Below are 18,428 nucleotides of genomic sequence, written 5' to 3' on the forward strand. Positions count from 1 at the left end.
GGACACTAGATACCGAAAGGTCTTTAATGGCCGTCCAATTCGTCACGCCCGGGTGAGCGTCACCGGTACGCCATTGAAGACCGCATTCCCCGACGGCACGTCCACCAGCGAATCATCGGTCAGCGCATTGGCGTTCACCCCGGCGTGCGCCCGTGCCACCGACTGCGCGCTGTCCCCATGGCCCCAGCCGTGCGGCAGGCTCACCACGCCCGGCATGATGTCCTCGGTCGGCTCGACCTCCACGGTCAGCGTGCCCGCCGCGGACTTCACCACCGCCCGGCCGTTCAGCCCGAGCCGGACCGCGTCATCCGGATGAATCTGCAGCGTGCAGCGATTCGAGCCGCCGACCAGCGGCGCCACATTGTGCAGCCAGCTGTTGTTGGACCGCAGCTGCCGCCGCCCCACCAGCACCATCTCCGGCTGCTCGGCCCGCATCCGGGCCCGCAGCCGCTCCAGATCGGCCAGCATCTCGTCCGGCGCGAGCTCGACCCTGCGGGAGGCGGTGCGCAGCACGCCGGGCAGCCGCGGCTCCTGCGCGCCCAGATCGATGCCGTGCGGATTGTCCAGCAGCGCTTGTAGATTCAGCTTGCCGCGCCATTCGCTGCCGTCGGGGGTGGCGGCCCAGTCGCCGAACGGCCCGAGTCGCAGCATCATGTCGATGCGCTGCTCGGTGGTGTTCGCGCCGATCAGCTCACCGCGCCGCTCGGCCATGCCCGCCTTGTGCAGGGTGCCCGCGATGACGATCTCGTCGACCACGGTGAGCGGATCCAGCCCCGGTTGCGGCCGCTGACCCGAGACCGCCAGCGCCAGCCGCGCCAGCACCTCCGCCTCCGACATCTCGCCCGCGCCCAGCGGCACCAGCGGCCGCGAGTACCGGGCGTAGTTGTGCACCGCGAAGTTGAGCAGCGCGAAATCGTAGTGCGGGGACTGCGCGATGCGCGGCGGCGGCAGGATGACGTCGGCGTAGCGGGTGGTCTCGTTGAGGTAGCGGTCCACGCTCACCATGAACTCGAGCCCGGCGAAGGCGGCGTCCAGGCGGGCGCCGCTGGGCGCGGACAGCACCGGATTCCCGGCCACCGTCACCATGGCCCGGATCTGCCCCTCACCCGGGGTGAGGATCTCGTCGGCCAGCGTGGCGACCGGCAATTCGCCCATGGCCTCGGGCAATCCGCGCACCCGGCTGCCCCAGCGCGCGGTGCGGAACGGCCGGGACCGCACGATGCCCAGGGCGGCTCCGGTGGCGAACATGGCCCCGCCGGGGGAGTCCAGATTGCCGGTGAGCACATTGACGACATCCACCAGCCACTGCGTGAGCGTCCCGAATTCGGCCGTGCACGTGCCGATCCGGGCGTAGACGGCGGCGCTCGGCGCGGCGGCCAGCTCGCGGGCGATCCGCACGATGGTCGCGGCCGGCACCCCGCTGCGCTGCGCCACCAACTCCGGCGTGAATTCGGCCGCGGCGGCGCGCACCTCGTCCAGCCCGTTCACCTCGACGCGGATATCGACCAGATCCTCCGCGAACAGCGTGTGCACGATCCCGAACAGCAGGTAGGCATCGCTGCCCGGCCGCACGAACAGGTGCTCGTCGGCCAGTTTGGCAGTCCGGGTGCGCCGGGGATCCACCACCAGGCGTCCGCCGCGCTGCCGCAGCGCCTTCAACCGGCCCGGGAAATCCGGTGCGGTGCACAGCGATCCATTGGACTCCAGCGGGTTCGCGCCCAGCATGAGCAGGTAGTCGGTGCGATCCAGGTCCGGCACCGCCACGGTGAGCGGATCACCGAACATCAGCCCGCTCGACACCTGCTTGGGCATCTGATCGGCGGTGCTGGCCGAGAACAGGCTGCGCGAGCCCAGCGCTCGGATCAGCAGCGGCACGTACAGCGCGCCCGCCACGGTGTGCGCATTGGGATTGCCCAGATACAGCCCGACCGCCGAATTCCCGGAGCTCGCCGACACCTGCGGCAGCCGCTCCCGGATCACCTCGAAGGCCTCGTCCCAGCTCGCCGTCCGCCAGCTGTCGGTGGCGCGATCGCGAATCATCGGCGCGGTCAGGCGATCCGGGTCCGAGTCCAGTGCGCCGAGGGTCGCGCCCTTGGGGCAGATGAACCCCTTGCTGAAGGGATCGGCGTGGTCGCCGCGCACCGAGACGATGCGATCGTCGGGGTCGAGGGTGAGTTCGAGGCCGCACACCGCCTCGCAGAGCGGGCAGGTGCGTAGCAGTGTCCGGGGGCTGTCCGTGACGTGGGTCATACCCAATGATCGCCCGGAGGCTTCGCGGGCGAAACACCTGCCGCGCCGGATGGGTACGGACTCCTACAGCTTTCCGCGCGAAATCTTGGAGGGGTTCACGACCGGCGAATCGCCTTGCGCTTGACAGGATCTAGCGGAATCGGAGCACTCTCCCGGAACTCGGTTCCGGTGACTCCCGAGCGAGGAGCCTCGGATTATGTCCGCTCTCTCTCAATTTGCAACGTTCGGACCCGGATACAGCGAAACCCGCGAGCGCCGGGGTGCACTCGCGGGTTTCGTTCCGGTATTCGAGCCGGTGCCGACCGGCGCTATGAGATCAGGAGGCGATGCGAGCGGCCTGCGGCGCTCCTTTGGCGGCGGCGCGAACGGCGGCGGCGACGGCGACGACCGGCGGGACCCAGCGGGCCTCGTGCGGGGCGACGCCCCAGCAGGCCGCACCGGCGGACAGCTTGCTCGGCGGCAGCGGGATGCCCGCGCCGTCGGTGTGGACGACCATGCCCGCCTCGCGCAGCGCCTCGATGGCGCGCCCGGCCTTGCGCAGGCCGGTGACGAGGTGGATCTCGCGGCGCTCGGCGCCCGGGATCTCGATGACCGGGCCGGTCAGGTTGTTGGCGCGCAGGTAGCGACGCACGAACGCGGCGGTCTCGCCGGTTACCTCGATGCCCGAGAGTTCGTCGTCGGTGACCAGGCAGATGCCATTGGCGGTTTCGGCGACCGTCCAGCCGCGCTGGATGTATTCCTGCGCAGATTCCTCAACGGCTGACGAAAACGTCGTACGCACTGGTTTCTCCATTCCCCGGTAGATCTAGTTCCTGCTCTGTGCGACGTATCGGAACGAGGCGTTCGGGTCGTTACACACTGTTTTCCACCCCGAGTCCGGTTGGGGCCCGGAACGCCGTGTGTCCAGTCCGTTTTGACCCTTTGATGACTTCGTCCCAAAAGGGACATCACATAGGGACAACGGTTCTGCCTGCGCCGACGCCGTCAAGGGCACTGGCGTCCCGGCTCGGGTCCATAGCCGCCCCCGGCGAGGACGTGTTCTACAACACACTGTCTCGGACTGTGCTCTCCGTCCGTTACCGGAGACACTGGAGCGGCCGAAATGGTCTGCGGGAGAGGAGATCGTCGGCATGGCCGACCAATCGGGTGGGAACACCGCCGAACTCGGGGAATTCGACGAGTTCGACGAGATCATCTCCGAGGGCCGCTGGGCCGCCTTCAAGGAGTCCGCGACCCGGCGCATGTCCCGCCGCATCGCCGCGGAGGAGGAGGCCGAGGAACCGGTCGAACCCTTCTCCAGCCCAAGCGCTTTCGGGTCCTGGAGCGTCGACGCCGCGCGCGCCCTGCTGGACGTGCAGTTCCACCGCGCCGCCACCCGCACCCTGCTGCCGCTGGCGTATCTGCTGGGCCTGGCCGGGGCTTTCGCGATTCCGATCGTGGGAACCGTGGGGCTCTGGCGGATTTCGGCGTGGCTGGGCATCGTGTTCGCGGTCGTTTTCGCCATCCCGCTGGGCCTGGTGATCGCCGCGACGGTGCGCCTGCTGCTGGAGTTCGTGCTCAATGCCTCCCGGCTGGCCGGGCGGGTCTCGCACATCGCCGATATGGCCGACGATCTCTTCCAGGCGCTGTCGGACGTGGCCGAACCGGTCAATCAGCTCTCGAAAGATGTTCAGGCCGTTCAATTCTGGCGCTTCCGCAAGCGCTCCTCCAGGAAGTAGCCTGGGTAGAGCCGATATCCTGACCACCCGGCCGCGTCCCGCGTCCATGGATCGCTGAGTTTTCCTGTGCAACAATGCGATCGCAACACTGGTATAGGGGGACGAATGGCTCTACCGCAGGGGATTACCGGATCGACCGTGCCGCGCCGCCAACTCGGCCGACAGCTGCGCGACCTGCGCAATCGCGCGCGCATGACGACCCGGGTGGCCGCACAGCGACTGGAATGGTCAGAGGCCAAGATCTGGCGCATCGAAACCGGTCAGACCTCTTTACGCAGTCTGGACGTCGAGGCCATGTGCCGGATCTACGGCGCTCCCGACGAATCCATCGAACCGCTCACCGCGCTGGCCCGCGAGACCAAGGCCCGCGGCTGGTGGACGGAGTTCAGCGATGTGATCGACGAGGGCTACGAGGTCTACATCGGCCTGGAGGAGGCCGCCGGGCGCTTCACCAGCTACGAGAACGAGCTGGTGCCTGGTCTTTTACAGACCGAGCAGTACATGCGGGCCGTGCTCGCGGGCGCCTACCCGGGCATCTCGGCCGAGCAGATGGACCGCCGGGTGCGGGTGCGCCTGGCCCGTCAATCCCTGCTCACCCGCGCCGAATCGCCGCTGCAGCTGGACGTGGTGATCTCCGAGGCGGTGCTGTGGCACCGCATCGGCGGTGACGACGTCACCCGCGGCCAGCTGGACCGGCTGCGCAAGCTCGGCGAGCTGCCCAATGTCCGGCTGCGGACGCTGCCCGCCGAATGCGGCTACCACCACGGCATGGACGCGGGCCGTTTCGTGCTGCTCGAATTCCCCACCGCTGCAGGTGAGCCCACCGAACCGCCGGTGGTGTACGTGGAATCCCTCACCGGTTCTTCGTATCTCGACAAGGAGCACGAGGTCGAACGCTACCGCGAGGCCTTCGCGGGCGTGAGTTCCCTTGCGAAGGACGCACTTCCGGTGATCGACACACTGCGCGCGGCGGTCTGACCGGAGTATCTAGCCCAGAATCTGGGCCAGCACCTCGCGGTGCGTGGGCGCGGCCTGCCGGTGCAGTTCGCGCCCTTTTTCCGTGACGCACACGAAGATGGCGCGCCGATCCTCGGTGCACAGCGTGCGATCGACGAGCCCGTCGCGCTCGAGCCTGGCCACTGTGCGTGAGAGCGCGCTCTGGCTCAGATAGATGTCATTGGCGAGATCGCTCATCTTGCAGCTGTCGCTGCCGGCTTCGACGAGGCGGTCGAGGGTTTCGAATTCGCTGAGCCCGATGTGGTGGCGGCCTTGCAGTTCCTTTTCCAGAGCGCACGAGGTCGTCGCGTGCCGGGCCAGCAGATCGCGCCACTCACTGACCAGCCCGGCGGGTGCGGTCGTCGACTTCAACGACTTCACCACGGGCCGTTCGACAGGCGCGGTCGGCTTCGGCATGCGGCCATCCTAGTGGGTGAGGTCAATTCATGCAACCGCATTAAATGCTTGTGCATTTGATGCGCGTGCATGTACTGTCCACTCTCGTGACTTCCACCGAGACCCGCCCCGCAGTGAGCACCGCGGCCGACACCACGCAGTGGACCGCCCGGCTCTGGGGCATGCTCATCACCCTGTGCATCGTGCTTTTCCTGGACGGCCTCGACGTGTCGATGATCGGCGTCGCGCTGCCCTCCATCGGCACCGAACTCGACATCCAGACCTCCACCCTGCAGTGGCTGGTCAGCGGTTACGTGCTCGGCTACGGCGGCCTGCTGCTGCTGGGCGGCCGCACCGCCGACCTGCTGGGCCGCCGCAAGGTCTTCCTGATCGCCCTGGGCGTCTTCGCATTGGCCTCGCTCGCAGGCGCTCTGGTCAGTTCGCCCGCGCTGCTCATCCTGACCCGATTCGTGAAGGGCCTGGCCGCCGCGTTCACCGCGCCGACCGGTCTGTCCATCATCACCACCAACTTCGCCGAGGGACCGGCCCGCAACAAGGCGCTGTCCATCTACACCGTCTTCGGTGCGGGCGGTTACTCCATGGGCCTGCTCTTCGGCGGCCTGATGACCGGCCTCGGCTGGCGCTGGACCTTCTTGCTCCCGGTGCCGGTGGCGCTGGCCGCGCTGGTCTCCGCGTACTTCCTGGTCCCCAAGGACAAGCCCGCCGAGGAGGGTGGCCACGATCTGATCGGCGCGCTGCTGTCCACCGCCACCATGCTGCTGCTGGTCTACACCGTGGTCTCCGCGCCGCAGGCGGGCTGGGCCTCGGCCCGCACCATCGGATCCTTCGTCGCGGTGGCCGCGCTCGGTGCGGCATTCGTCTACGCCGAGAACAAGGTTCGCTACCCGCTGGTCCGCCTGGGCATCCTGCGCAAGCCCACCCTGGTCCGGGCCAGCCTGGCCATCATCGCCGTGGCCGGTTCGTACTTCAGCTGGCAGTTCATCACCACGCTGTACCTGCAGGACACCCTGGGCTGGTCGCCGCTGAAGCTGTCGATGGCGCTGCTGCCGGTCGGCCTGCTGGTGGTCGCCTCGGCCTTCGTCTCCGACAAGCTGGTCGACCGCTTCGGCACCGGCCCGATCATCGCGATCACCATGGTGGTCATGGCCGTGGGTTACCTGCTCTACCTGCGCATCGACACCGCGCCGTCCTACCTGACGGTGCTGCTGCCCGCGGTGCTGCTGGTCGGCATCGGCTGGGTCGGCTTCCCGGCCATCAATATTCAGGCCACCAGCGGTCTCGAGGATGACGAGCAGGGTCTGGCGGCCGGTGTGCTGCAGACCGCCATGCAGGTCGGCGCGGCCATCGTGCTCGCGGTGACCACCGCCATCGTCACCTCGAGCGTGCCCAGCCGCCCGACCCCGCAGGCCATGCTCGACACCTACCGTCCCGGTCTGGAATTCGCCGCCGGCGTCTCCATCGTCGGAGCCCTGGTCGCGCTGACGGTGTTCCTGCCCCAGCTCCGGGCCCGCCGCCAGGAGGCCCGCGAGCTGGAGGTCGAACTGGTCGGTTAGTCACCACCGGCCGGGCCCGCCGCTCACACGGACCCGGCCGGTCTCTTGAAAAACGCTGAGGCGCACCGCGAAAGCGGTGCGCCTCAGTTGTTTTCCGAGATCAGTTGGGCTGTTTCAAATCCGCCAGGCGCGGAGCCGCCGCGTCCTTGTCGGACCGGATGAAGGTGAGCGGTGTGCCATTGCGGCCCACGGTCGGCCACTCGATGGCCAGGTCCGGGTCGAAAGCGTCCAGATCCCGGTCGAATTCGGGGGAGTACTCGAGCGAGCACAGGTAGTTGACGGTCGAGTCGTCCTCGAGCGACAGCAGCGCGTGGCCCAGGCCCTCGGTCAGGAACACCGACTTGCGCTCCACATCGTCGATCACGACCGCGTCCCACTTGCCGAAGGTCGGCGAGTCCCGGCGCAGGTCCACCACCACGTCCAGGAACGCGCCCCGTACGCAGGTCACGTATTTGGCCTGGCCGGGCGGGTTCTCGGTGTAGTGAATGCCGCGCAGCACGCCCGCGGCCGAGGTGGAGATATTGACCTGCAGCAGTTCGAAGGGCCGCCCGACCGTCTTCTCGAACTCCGAGGCCTTGAACGACTCGTAGAAGACGCCGCGGCTGTCTCCGAGCAGTCGGGGCGTGAACTCCCACGCGCCAGGTATCGACAGTTCCCGAATCCGCATGCCTACTCCCAGGTTCGCCCGTGGTCCAGCAGGCCCAGCAGGTATTTGCCGTATCCCGACCGCACCAGCGGTTCGGCCAGCCGCGTCAGCTGGTCGTCGTCGATGAAGCCGAGCCGCCAGGCGACCTCTTCCGGCACACCGATCTTGAGGCCCTGCCGCTGCTCGATGGTGCGCACGTAATTGGCGGCGTCCAGCAGCGAGTCGAAGGTGCCGGTGTCGAGCCAGGCGGTACCGCGGGCCAGCACCTGTACGTGCAGGCGGCCCTGCTCCAGGTAGGCGCGGTTGATATCGGTGATCTCGTACTCGCCGCGGTCGGACGGCTTCAGGTCGCGGGCGATGGCGAGCACGTCGTTATCGTAGAAGTACAGCCCCGGAATCGCGTAGTTGGAGCGCGGCGCCTTGGGCTTCTCCTCGATGGAAACGGCCCGGCCGTCGGCGAATTCGACCACGCCGTAGGCGGTCGGATCCGAGACCCGGTAGGCGAACACCGCGCCGCCGTCCAGATCGTGGAAGGTCTGCAGCTGGGTGCCCAGGCCCGGGCCGTGGAAGATATTGTCGCCCAGCACCAGTGCGGCGCTGTCGGTGCCGATGTGGTCGGCTCCGAGCACGAAGGCGCGGGCCAGCCCGTCCGGTTCCGGCTGCACCACATAGGAGATGGAGACGCCGAAGCGGCTGCCGTCGCCGAGCAGGCGGGCGAAGGCGTCGCTGTCCTCGGGGGTGGTGATGACCAGGATGTCCTGGATCCCCGCCAGCATGAGGGTGGACAGGGGGTAGTACACCATCGGTTTGTCGTACACCGGGACCAGCTGTTTGCTCACCCCGCGCGTGATCGGGTGCAACCGCGATCCGGTGCCCCCGGCCAGGATGATTCCGCGCATATCACGACAGTCTGCCAGTTCGATCGCGGACCGTGGCGGTTAGGTTCCGACTGGACCCCGAATCGATCACGCCCGTTTACCGGGGCACCGATCTGGCGATTTCTGTTGCGTAGGTCACGTTCTCATGGTGTTCTGAAATGACGATATGTGAGATGTCAGCGCCGACTCTCGCGCGCCGGGTGCCGAGCCCACGTTTCGGTCGCTCCGGACGAACGGCTCGGCGCGCCAACAACGAGGTAGGTGCGCGATGGCTCACGAACGGCCTGTGAAAGATACGGCCCTCCAGGACGTCCCCGTCCAGAATCCGAACCGGACCAGTGCCGCCGCCCGCGCGCTGACCGTCGTCTCCCGCACCATGATCCGGCCCGCCGGTGAGCTGGTGCCCGTCACCGCCGCCTCCATGCCGGTGGCCAGCACGGTCATCAACACCCTGGCCAAGTTCCGCCCGGCGCCGCGCGGGGTGGAACGGGAGCAGGTGCGGCTCAATGGTTTCCGCATGGAGATCGTGCGGCCCGCCGGGGCGCGCAAGTCGCTGCGCGACGGTGCCGTCCTCTATATGCACGGCGGCGGATTCTTCCTGTGCGGGCTGGACACCCACCGCCCCGTGGTGGCCGCGCTCGCCCGGCGCACCGGGCTGCCGGTGGTCAGCGTCGAGTACCGGCAGCTGCCCGAGACCGATATCGCGGGCTCGGTCACCGACTGCCTGACCGCCTACAAATGGTTGCTCGCGCACGGGGTTCCGGCTTCCCGCGTGGTCTTTGCGGGCGACTCCGCCGGCGGCTACATGACCTTCGCGACCGCGCTGCGCGCCCGCGACGCCGGGCTGCCGGTGCCCGCCGGGCTGGTCGGCCTGTGCCCCGCACTGGATCTGGACTGCACCGAGAAGCGCAACCACCCGAACTACCACCGGGACGCGCTGATCCCGCTGTCCGCCTTGGAATCGGTGGTGAAGATGGGCGCGGAGGTCGACGGCCACCTCGATCCGCGGCTCTCGCCGGTCAACCACGTGCTGGCGGGCATGCCGCCCGCGCTGCTCATCGTCGCCGAGGACGAGGTGCTGCGCCGCGACAGCGAGATCATGGCCCACCGCCTGGCCCAGTCCGGGGTGCCCGCCCCCCTCGAGATCTGGCGCGGGCAGGTGCACGCCTTCATGGCCATCTTCCCGAACATGCCCGAGAGCCGGGCCGCGCTGGCGAGTGTGTCGCGGTTCGTCCGGGACCGCATTGCCGCCGAACGGATCGCACGCACCGCGTAGTCCCGAACCGGCACAGCGTGATTGATGATGTGGGGCTCGGGGCGTACAATCTCGGGCCCCACATCTGTTACCGGAGAAAGCGAAACCCCCACCCGGGTGAACCGGGCGGGGGTTTCGTGTTGCCGTGGGCCGCGTATTACTTGGCCGGAGCCTGGATGTGCGGCTCGTTGATGGTGGAGAAGTACTGGATCGCGGCGGCGATGGCGACCGGAGCGGTGATGAACAGCTGACCGGCCAGGGTGCCGACGAAGCCGAGCGCACCCGCGCCGACGATGCAGCCCGCACCGGCAGCGCCCAGCAGCGGCACGAACATGGCCATCAGGATGCCCGCCGAACCGATGGTGGCGAAGCCGGCCGCGACACCGGCGCCGATGATGCAGCCCAGGGCAGCACCGCCGAGGCCACCGACCAGGGTGCCGATGGTGGCACCGGTGCCGATGGTGTCCTTCATGCGGTTGAAGGCGGCCTGCTCACGGTCGTAGTCCGACTTCCAGGGAGCCTGGTCCTCGTAGGGCAGGGCGACGTCCTTGACGTTCTGCGGGGTGTAGGTCGCCTTGTCCATCTCGACCTGCGGGGTCAGGGTCGCGGTGTGATCCGAGATCTCGGCGGCGATCGGGAAGGTGAAGTCGTCGACCTGGAACTTCAGCGGAGCGCCCGTGAGCACGGTGCCGTCGGCGCCCTTGATCTTGAAGATGCCGTCCTCGACGACCATCGAACCGCCGTCGGTGCGGATGGTCACGCCGGTCTCGGTCTGGGTGGCGGTGTAGTCGATCGGCGCGGCGTCGTTGGTGGCGGCGGGCGCGGCGTTGACGGTGCCGGCGGTGATTCCGACAGCAGCGGTCACCAGGGCCGCGGTCACGGCGAATTTCCTCATCAGCATTTTGTTGAAACCTCATCGAAGAGCTCGGGGGGACAACACGAATCGAAATGGAGGACAGCTAACGAGCGGTGAACCCATCGTGACCGTTCGTTCAAATTTTGTTCACCATGACGATCATGCGGTCTGCAAGGTGGTGGAAACTTGCTGCGCAGGAAAGGTTTTGGCGCGGATATACGATCCGCCGGAACGCCACTCAGCGTCATGTTTGTGATGAAGGTCACAAAGCGTGCTTTCCGGATTGTGACTGTTCGACGGCGCAAGTCGCGGTCCAGTCTCGAAATTCCGACATTTCAACCAAGCGGTAGCTCTTCAATTAAGTACATATGTTTCAGCGGGATGACCGATTCCGCGCACGCGGGATCCCCGGCTGGTGTAAAGACGGCAACTTCCGGACCCATCCGCGCGGCCCCGCCCGCTCGACGTAATGTTTCCGTGTGCGACTGCTCGTAACCGGCGGCGCCGGATTCATCGGCGCGAACTTCGTCCATCAGACCGTGACCCACCGTGCGGGTATGCACGTCACCGTTCTGGACAAACTCACCTATGCGGGTAACCGCGCCTCGCTCGACCAGGTCGCGGACCGCATCGAGTTCGTGCACGGCGACGTCGCCGACACCGCCCTGGTGGACCGCCTGGTCGGCGGTGTGGACGCGGTGGTGCATTTCGCCGCCGAATCCCACAATGACAATTCGCTGGCCGACCCGTGGCCCTTTGTCCAGACCAATATCATCGGCACCTATTCGCTACTCCAGGCCGTGCGCCGCCACCAGGTGCGCTACCACCACATCTCCACCGATGAGGTGTACGGAGACCTGGAACTCGACGACCCCAAGGCATTCGACGAGAGCACGCCCTACAACCCGTCGAGTCCCTATTCGGCCAGCAAGGCGTCCAGTGACATGCTGGTCCGCGCGTGGGTGCGGTCCTTCGGGGTGCGAGCCACGATCTCCAACTGCTCCAACAACTATGGGCCCTTCCAGCACGTGGAGAAGTTCATCCCGCGCCAGATCACCAATCTCATCGACGGGGTGCGGCCGCGGCTCTACGGCAGCGGACATCAGGTCCGGGACTGGATTCACGTGGAGGATCACAACAGCGCGGTCTGGGAGATCCTGGAGCGCGGGCGGATCGGGCAGACCTACCTGATCGGCGCGGAGGGCGAGCGCGACAACAGGTCCGTGGTCGAGCTGATCCTGGAGGCGTTCGGTCGCGCGCCCGACGACTTCGACCACGTCACCGACCGTCCCGGCCACGATCTGCGCTACGCCATCGACGCCTCGCTGCTGCGCACCGAACTCGGCTGGGAGCCGCGCTACCGCGATTTCCGGCAGGGGCTGGCGGCCACCGTCGAGTGGTACCGCGACAACGAATCCTGGTGGCGGCCGCAGAAAGCCGCGACCGAGACGGCCTACATCGCCGCGGGCGAGAAAGTGCTGTAGCGGTCGCGGGCGACAGGGTTCTCCGGTCGCCTCCGGCGACGTGCGCGCTAGGCCCAGTCGCGCCGATAGTCCGCCCAATCCTGTTCGGTGGCAGTGAAATCCACATAGAGCGCCACCCCGAAGGCCCGGCGATCGCGGTCGGTGCGGCTCAAACCCAAACGGACGCCACGAATCCCGGCCGCGACGGTTTCGGCCGCACTGTGATGGCCGAGATCGTCGGCCCGGAAGGCGGGCAGGCCCATCAGCAGATCCACGGTCGGCGGGGTGACCTGCAGGGCGAGGGTGGTTTGCTGAGCGACATATCCGCCATAGAGCGAGCGGGTCGGCATGGCGGTGTCGTAGGACATCATCGCGATTTGGTCGGCCCGTCGAGCCACCTGCGCGAAATAGGCTTGGGACCACCATTTCCCGTGATCGAACAGGGCGCAGCCGAGCGAATGCAAACCCGGTAGCGGATCGATAACCGGCGCGGATACCGACAGCAGCGCGTGGCGGCTCGACGTGACCGCGCGCACTTGATCGAGGATGGTGATATATCCGATCGAGCCGGAGCGTACCGGCTCGAAATCGAAGTGAATGCCGTCGAATCCGAGATCGAGCACCCGGGCGGATGTCGTGACAACTCGATCGCGGGTCGCGGGATCCTCGGTATCGAGGCCGTCGAATTCCGGGGCGAGCACATCTCCGAGCCACGCCTGCACCCGAATTCCGGGCAGCGTCCGATGCACCGCGTCGATGAACCATCGCGCCTGTGGATACAGCTCCGCGGGCAGCGTCCCGTCATTGTCCAGCGGGCCGGTATGGACGTAGAGGTCCTTGATTCCGGTGCCGGAGAGCCGAATTCCCAGCTGGGCGATATCGGCGTCGGATTCGCGGCCGTCGACCCAGGCGTGACCGAGCCAGAGGGCGTCCCGGCCGCGGGTCCGGGCATCGGAGGGCGGTGTCCCGGCGTCCTCGAGACGCAGGAATACTGCGGCCGCGAGGACGGGCGTCAGCAGGATGCAGACAATGACCAGCAACACCAAGGCAATTCGCCGGGTGCGGGACCAACTGCGCCACCGGCTCCGCAACCCCACCAACGCATGCCAGCCGCGGATTCGGTATCAGCCCCAGACGATGGTGGCGTACTTGACCACCGCGGCGATCAGCGCGACCGAGGTCGCCCCCGCCACCGTGACGGCCGCACCGCGCACCGGGAACCGTCCGGCGGCATCGGTGAGCCGCAAGGGCATCCAGCGCAGCAGCACCGCCAGCGCCAGCACCGCCAGCGGCACGAAGTAGCGGCCCTGCACGCCGTCGATGATGTAATAGCCGACCGGTGTGAAGGACATGTACAGCGTCACGTAGATCATGGCCACGCTGGCGGCCACCGTCAGCAGCACCACCCAGGTGCTCAGTCGGCTCGCGGCGCGCGGTGCGAAGCGCTCGGCGACACCGATGCTCACGATGAAGGCCAGCAGGCTCGCCAGGATGGTCAGCGCGGGCACTTCCACGTAGGAGAAGCCGAGCGCACCGAAGAACTGGGTGAACCACCGCTGGTCACGACGCGCGATGCTGTCGCCGAAGACGCGCAGGAAATGCGCCGGGTCGGTGAGGATGCCGTGCAGCTGGTCGCCCGGACGCACATTGCCCCAGTCCTTCTCGGGCCGCATCAGGCTCATGCCGTCACCGGTCGGGGCGGCGATCTTCATCCACACCGCGCATACCAGCGCGCCCACCGCGGCGGTCGCCCACGGCAGCACTCGCTGCCACGCCGCGACCCGCTCGGTGCCGTCGAAACCGGACCTGGATCCAAAGTGAAAGCGCCGCGCGGGAATCAGCACGGTCAGCATGGCGATCAGCACGTAGGTCGGCTTGCACACCGGCAGCAGGACCGTGGTGGCGAGCGCGGCCACCGTCTCCGGCTTGGAGAGCCGCTCGCCGAGGAACAGGCCCTTGACCACCAGCGCCGACAGCAGCAGCGCCAGCGCGTTGGTGACGGTGTCGGTGGTGACGGTCCCGGCCTGGAACAGCGCGATGGGCAGCACCGCGACGGTGAAGGCCAGCCACTGCACCCGGTGCCCGCGCAGCACACGCAGCGCGAAGCCGACGATCACCAGGTACGCGATCAGCCCGGCCCACCGGGTGGCCAGCACCATGCCGCCGACATTCAGATCCAGCGCCTCGGCGATGCGGATGCCCGCCGCGGGCGGCAGATACGGAATCGGCGAGTAGGCGGCGGTATTGGTGAACCACACCTGCTTGGTCTCGTCGCTGACCGCCGCCGCGCCGAGCTCGTCGTAGGCGTGCGGGTCTGCGACCATGGGCTCCGGCTCGTCCGGATTGTCGTTGTAGTCGTGGAAGGCGTAGCTCATCAGCGTGTCGATGCTGACCGGCACGTCGCCGCCCCACGCCGGGCCGCGATCGTCGTGGATCTTCTCCGGCAGGAAACCGCCGTGCGCGACCTGGTAGGCCCGGCCGAACTGGGTGATCTCGTCGTGTCCCCAGAACGGCGGGGTCAGCACCGACCACACCGCGCCGAAAATGCCCGCGATCAGGATGAAAAGCACCGCGGCCGAACCGAATCGCCGCTCGACGCCGATTACCGCGCGCCGCAGGCCGGAGCGGTGCTCGGGCTGCGCGGCCGGGATCTTCTCCGGCTTGGCCGGGGTCTGTTCCGACACCGCGACGGGGTTCTCGTTCGTTTCGGTAACCACGGTGTCCGATTCTGCTTCGCCGTTGGGATTCTGCCCGGCAAGCCTCACCGTCATCGCGTCGAACCGGCCGCGGCGTCCTCGCCGACCGCGGAGTAACGCAGATACATCAGGCGGGCGGCCTCGTGCCGGGAGCGGCGGATGCCGTCCAGGATCAGCCCGGCGGTCCAGGCCAGGCTGCCCAGCAGCAGCAGGGTGAAGCCGAGGAATAACGTCGGGAACCGCGGGACCTCGTGAATCCGGTAGAACTCGATCACTATCGGGGTGATCAGGACGACCGAGACGAGCCAGGCCAGCGTGCCGAACAGGCCGTAGAAGGCGACCGGACGCTCGTGCCGGGCCAGGCCGACGATCAGGCGCAGGATCTTGAAGCCGTCGCTGTAGGTGCGCAGCTTGGATTCGCTGCCCGCGGGCCGATCGCGGAAACCGACCGGCACGGCGGTCTGCGGGACCCGCAGGTGCTGCGAGTGCACGGTCAGCTCGGTCTCGATCTCGAACTCCCGCGACACCGCCGGGAAGGACTTCACGAAGCGCCGGGAGAAGACCCGGTAGCCGCTCAGCATGTCCTCGACGTTCTCGCCGAAGACCTTGCCCACCACGCCGTTCAGCACCTTGTTGCCGGTCTCGTGCCCGGCCCGGTAGGCCGAACCGGCCTCGACTTCGCGGCGCACGCCGAGCACGTGATCGTAGGGACCCTCGAGCAGGGTGCGGATCATCTCGGGGGCCGCGGCGGCGTCATAGGTGTCGTCGCCGTCGACCATGAGGTAAACGTCGGCCTCGATATCGGCGAAGGCGCGGCGCACCACATTGCCCTTGCCCTTGCGATTCTCGGTGCGCACGATCGCACCGGCCGCGCGCGCCTTTTCGGCGGTGGCATCGGTGCTCAGGTTGTCGTAGACGTAGACGACAATGCCCGGGACGGCGGCCTTCAGGTCGGCGACGACCTTCGCGACGGCGGCCTCTTCGTTGTGGCACGGCACAATGGCGGCAATACGAAGCTCGGTGGAGTCCACCCGGTCAATCCTCTGATCGGAGGCGAATATGAACACCGGGGAGGGTACCCGACCGTCACGGGTATATGGGTGTGGCGGGTTGGGGTACCGTCGGCCGGTGTCTGCGAACGAGTCCACGGCGGTGAGCGAAACCGCGCCGGATGCCTCTCCGACCGGGAAGCTCCGCGGCCTGATGCAGCGCGGCGGCGCGTTCCTGGTGGTCGGGGCGATCGGCTTCGTGGTCGACGCGGGCACCTACAACCTGCTGGTCTTCACCGGCGGCGAGGGCCCGCTGTTCCACCTCCCGCTGGTCGCCAAGATCATCTCCATTGGCGTGGCCACGGTGGTCACCTATTTCGGCAACAAGTGGTGGACCTACTCCGATCACGACGGCGATACCGGGGCGCGGCACATCCTCATCTACGCGGTGCTGAATGTGATGGCGATCGGACTGCAGCTGGGGTGCCTCGGATTTTCACGCTATGTTCTCGGACTGGACAGTCCGTTGGCGGACAACGTTTCCGGCACTCTCATCGGCCAGGCGGTGGCCATGGGCTTCCGATTCTGGGCATACGGCAAATTCGTCTTCACCGGAACACGCGAGGGCGATCGCTAAGTTCGGGTTCGCGCTGCCACCATGATTGGTGATTGATATTCTCGCCCGGCCGAGCAAGAGACAGTGGCGGTGCGACCACGTCGGATTGAGCCGGTGTCTAATTATTCAAAGGATGTCGAGGGATTCATGGATGCGTCGGCCCAGGCCGTGACCGAAACCGAGGACCGCAAGAGCGTAGAAGCGCCCGCGACCCTGCGCGCGGACCACGCCGCGCCGGAACGGATGGTGCTGGCGCGCGGCATTTTCATGGGACCCGCGCCGAAGATCAGCGATGACCTGTACGCGGTGGCCAAGGGCAAGGTCACCCGGGAACGGCAGACGCTGCGCCTGGAGAAGGGCGCGTCGGTCAGCACCAATACCTACTTCGGGCGCTTCGCCGCCGCCTACTGGCAGCGCTGGACCAAGGTCACCGAGGTCGAGGTGGGCATGACCCTCGAGGTGTCCGGCAAGGTGCGGGTGCGGCTGGCCGCCTCCGATATCGCCGGGCACCGTCGCGTGGTCGACACCGCCGTGGTGCGCGAGACCGGCCGGGTGGTGCTGAACGCGCCGCTGGACATGTACGTCGACGGCGGCGCGATCTGGCTCGAGATCGAGGCGCTCGGCGGCGAGGCCGTGATCACCGATCTGGCCTGGACCGCGGCCGCGCCCGAGCAGGTGCGCCCGGTGGCCATCGCCATCTGCACCTTCAACCGGGCGCAGGACTGCGCGAATACCGTTGCGGCCCTGGCCTCCGACCCGACCGTGCTGTCGCTCATCGACGCCGTGTACGTGGTAGACCAGGGCGCCGACCTGGTCCAGGATCAGGCGCTGTTCGGCGAGACCCAGCCGAAGTTCGGCGACAAGCTGCGCTACATCCGGCAGCCGAATCTCGGTGGCGCGGGCGGTTTCACGCGCGGCCTCTACGAGGTGTCGGCCGCCAATGAGCACGCCGACGTCATCCTCATGGACGACGACATCCTGTGCGAGCCGGAAACGGTGTTGCGGCTCAACGCCTTCGCCAATCTGACCGTGGAACCCACCCTGGTGGGCGCGCAGATGCTGTTCCTGTTCAACCCCGACTACCTGAATGTCGGTGCGGAGGAGACGAATCTGGGCAAGCTGCGCCACGGCCAGAAGGTGGCCAAGGCGCTGCGCAACACCTCCATGCTCAAGAAGCACCAGGAGCGCCGGGTGGACGCGGGCTACCAGGCCTGGTGGACCTGCCTGATCCCGGCCGAGGTGGTCAAGCAGATCGGGCTGCCGGTGCCGATCTTCTTCCAGTGGGACGACGTGGAATACGGCCTGCGCGCGCGGGAGAACGGTTTCGTCACCGTCACCCTCCCCAATGCCGCGGTCTGGCACGCCGACTTCTACTGGAAGGACTTCGACGACTGGGCGCGCTACTTCTCCTCGCGCAACTCGCTCATCGTGTCCTCCCTGCACCATGACCTGGACGCGAAAGCCATTACCCGCCAGCTGTTCCGCGAGATCGCCGAATACCTGGTCGGCATGCAGTACGGCCTGGCGCACACCACCCTGCAGGGCATCGAGGACTACCTGAAGGGCCCGGAGATCCTGCGCGACGGCGGCATCGAGGCGCTGGCCAAGGCCCGCGGCTCGCGCTCGGACTACCCCGAGACCGCCAAGCACGCGGCCGCCACCTCCCCGGTCGCCAACGCGCACCTGCACGTCCGCCGCGCCGGCGGCGAGCCCAGCCACCCGCTGCTGGTCCTCTACAAGCGCGCCCTCAACCAGTGGACCGGCCGCGTCATCCCCGGCCCCGTCGCGGTCACCCGCGAGGACGCCCACTGGTGGCACGTCGGCCTCTTCAACCACGTGGTCGTCACCGACGCCTCCCAATCCGGCGTCCGAGTCCGCGTGCGCGACAAGGCAACCGCCCGCCGCCTGCTGCTGCGCACCTACCGCGTCCTCAAGCAGCTCCGCAAGGACCTCCCCGGCCTCCAGAACCGCTGGCGCGCCGCCATGCCGGAACTCACCAGCCGCGAGAACTGGGAACGCCTCTACGGAATCGACTAGACGGCAGGATATTCACCTGACCATGGCCCGGGACGCGAAGTCCCGGGCCATGTTTCGT

At 67.6% G+C, this 18,428-nt stretch carries 16 protein-coding genes; 7 read left to right on the top strand and 9 right to left on the bottom strand.

The window, feature by feature from the left end:
• Positions 1-42: 42 nt before the first annotated feature.
• Together NS2_RS13090 and NS2_RS13095 are read right to left on the bottom strand one after the other, a co-directional pair.
• Positions 43-2,250, bottom strand: a complete 2,208-nt coding sequence (locus tag NS2_RS13090; protein ID WP_033087731.1) for a molybdopterin-dependent oxidoreductase — start codon at positions 2,248-2,250, stop codon at positions 43-45.
• 316 nt (positions 2,251-2,566) lie between these two features.
• Positions 2,567-3,043 (bottom strand): hypothetical protein, encoded by a 477-nt coding sequence (locus tag NS2_RS13095; protein WP_155238998.1) that lies wholly within the window; start codon positions 3,041-3,043, stop codon positions 2,567-2,569.
• A 337-nt stretch (positions 3,044-3,380) separates the two neighbouring features.
• On the opposite strand from NS2_RS13095, the gene NS2_RS13100 reads away from it, so the two are divergent.
• Together NS2_RS13100 and NS2_RS13105 are read left to right on the top strand one after the other, a co-directional pair.
• Positions 3,381-3,968: a DUF4282 domain-containing protein gene (locus tag NS2_RS13100; RefSeq protein ID WP_033087732.1), complete on the top strand. Its 588-nt coding sequence runs from the start codon at positions 3,381-3,383 to the stop codon at positions 3,966-3,968.
• A gap of 105 nt (positions 3,969-4,073) precedes the next feature.
• Positions 4,074-4,946, top strand: coding sequence for a helix-turn-helix domain-containing protein (locus NS2_RS13105; RefSeq protein ID WP_033087733.1), 873 nt, complete (start codon positions 4,074-4,076; stop codon positions 4,944-4,946).
• 9 nt (positions 4,947-4,955) lie between these two features.
• Here the strand turns inward: NS2_RS13105 and NS2_RS13110 are convergent, their stop codons facing one another.
• Positions 4,956-5,381, bottom strand: a complete 426-nt coding sequence (locus NS2_RS13110; protein WP_081985886.1) for a MarR family transcriptional regulator — start codon at positions 5,379-5,381, stop codon at positions 4,956-4,958.
• A 59-nt stretch (positions 5,382-5,440) separates the two neighbouring features.
• On the opposite strand from NS2_RS13110, the gene NS2_RS13115 reads away from it, so the two are divergent.
• A complete protein-coding gene (locus NS2_RS13115; RefSeq protein ID WP_370737308.1) occupies positions 5,441-6,934 on the top strand; it encodes an MFS transporter in 1,494 nt (497 codons plus the stop codon).
• 100 nt (positions 6,935-7,034) lie between these two features.
• Here NS2_RS13115 and NS2_RS13120 read toward each other — a convergent pair whose 3' ends face one another.
• The gene (locus NS2_RS13120; protein ID WP_033087734.1) at positions 7,035-7,601 is read right to left on the bottom strand and encodes a dTDP-4-dehydrorhamnose 3,5-epimerase family protein; all 567 of its coding nucleotides are present in this window, start codon (positions 7,599-7,601) and stop codon (positions 7,035-7,037) included.
• A 2-nt stretch (positions 7,602-7,603) separates the two neighbouring features.
• Complete coding sequence (gene rfbA, locus NS2_RS13125) at positions 7,604-8,479, bottom strand: glucose-1-phosphate thymidylyltransferase RfbA (protein WP_033087735.1); 876 nt, start codon at positions 8,477-8,479, stop codon at positions 7,604-7,606.
• 265 nt (positions 8,480-8,744) lie between these two features.
• Between rfbA and NS2_RS13130 the strand changes: the two genes are divergently transcribed.
• Positions 8,745-9,734 carry an alpha/beta hydrolase gene (locus NS2_RS13130; protein ID WP_228102578.1) on the top strand — a complete coding sequence of 330 codons (990 nt, stop codon included), beginning with the start codon at positions 8,745-8,747 and terminating at the stop codon, positions 9,732-9,734.
• Between the two features lie 136 nt (positions 9,735-9,870).
• On the opposite strand, the gene NS2_RS13135 is transcribed toward NS2_RS13130, so the two are convergent.
• Positions 9,871-10,614, bottom strand: coding sequence for a DUF8020 domain-containing protein (locus NS2_RS13135; protein WP_033087737.1), 744 nt, complete (start codon positions 10,612-10,614; stop codon positions 9,871-9,873).
• Between the two features lie 434 nt (positions 10,615-11,048).
• Between NS2_RS13135 and rfbB the strand changes: the two genes are divergently transcribed.
• On the top strand, positions 11,049-12,053 hold the full coding sequence (gene rfbB / locus NS2_RS13140) for a dTDP-glucose 4,6-dehydratase (RefSeq protein ID WP_033087738.1): 1,005 nt from the start codon (positions 11,049-11,051) through the stop codon (positions 12,051-12,053).
• A gap of 47 nt (positions 12,054-12,100) precedes the next feature.
• Here the strand turns inward: rfbB and NS2_RS13145 are convergent, their stop codons facing one another.
• The 3 genes from NS2_RS13145 to NS2_RS13155 all read right to left on the bottom strand — a co-directional run bounded on the left by NS2_RS13145 (position 12,101) and on the right by NS2_RS13155 (position 15,759).
• Positions 12,101-13,075 (bottom strand): glycoside hydrolase family 18 protein, encoded by a 975-nt coding sequence (locus tag NS2_RS13145; RefSeq protein WP_228102579.1) that lies wholly within the window; start codon positions 13,073-13,075, stop codon positions 12,101-12,103.
• An 81-nt stretch (positions 13,076-13,156) separates the two neighbouring features.
• The gene (locus tag NS2_RS13150) at positions 13,157-14,749 is read right to left on the bottom strand and encodes a DUF2142 domain-containing protein (RefSeq protein WP_235263958.1); all 1,593 of its coding nucleotides are present in this window, start codon (positions 14,747-14,749) and stop codon (positions 13,157-13,159) included.
• A 50-nt stretch (positions 14,750-14,799) separates the two neighbouring features.
• The gene (locus NS2_RS13155; RefSeq protein ID WP_033087739.1) at positions 14,800-15,759 is read right to left on the bottom strand and encodes a glycosyltransferase; all 960 of its coding nucleotides are present in this window, start codon (positions 15,757-15,759) and stop codon (positions 14,800-14,802) included.
• Positions 15,760-15,856: 97 nt separating this feature from the next.
• Here NS2_RS13155 and NS2_RS13160 point away from each other — a divergent pair, with 97 nt between their 5' ends.
• Positions 15,857-16,354, top strand: coding sequence for a GtrA family protein (locus NS2_RS13160; protein WP_033087740.1), 498 nt, complete (start codon positions 15,857-15,859; stop codon positions 16,352-16,354).
• Between the two features lie 126 nt (positions 16,355-16,480).
• Complete coding sequence (locus NS2_RS13165) at positions 16,481-18,370, top strand: glycosyltransferase (protein WP_052086358.1); 1,890 nt, start codon at positions 16,481-16,483, stop codon at positions 18,368-18,370.
• Positions 18,371-18,428: the final 58 nt, after the last annotated feature.

This window comes from Nocardia seriolae NBRC 15557 (genome assembly GCF_007990715.1).
In the GTDB taxonomy this organism is placed as follows: Bacteria; Actinomycetota; Actinomycetes; order Mycobacteriales; family Mycobacteriaceae; genus Nocardia; species Nocardia seriolae.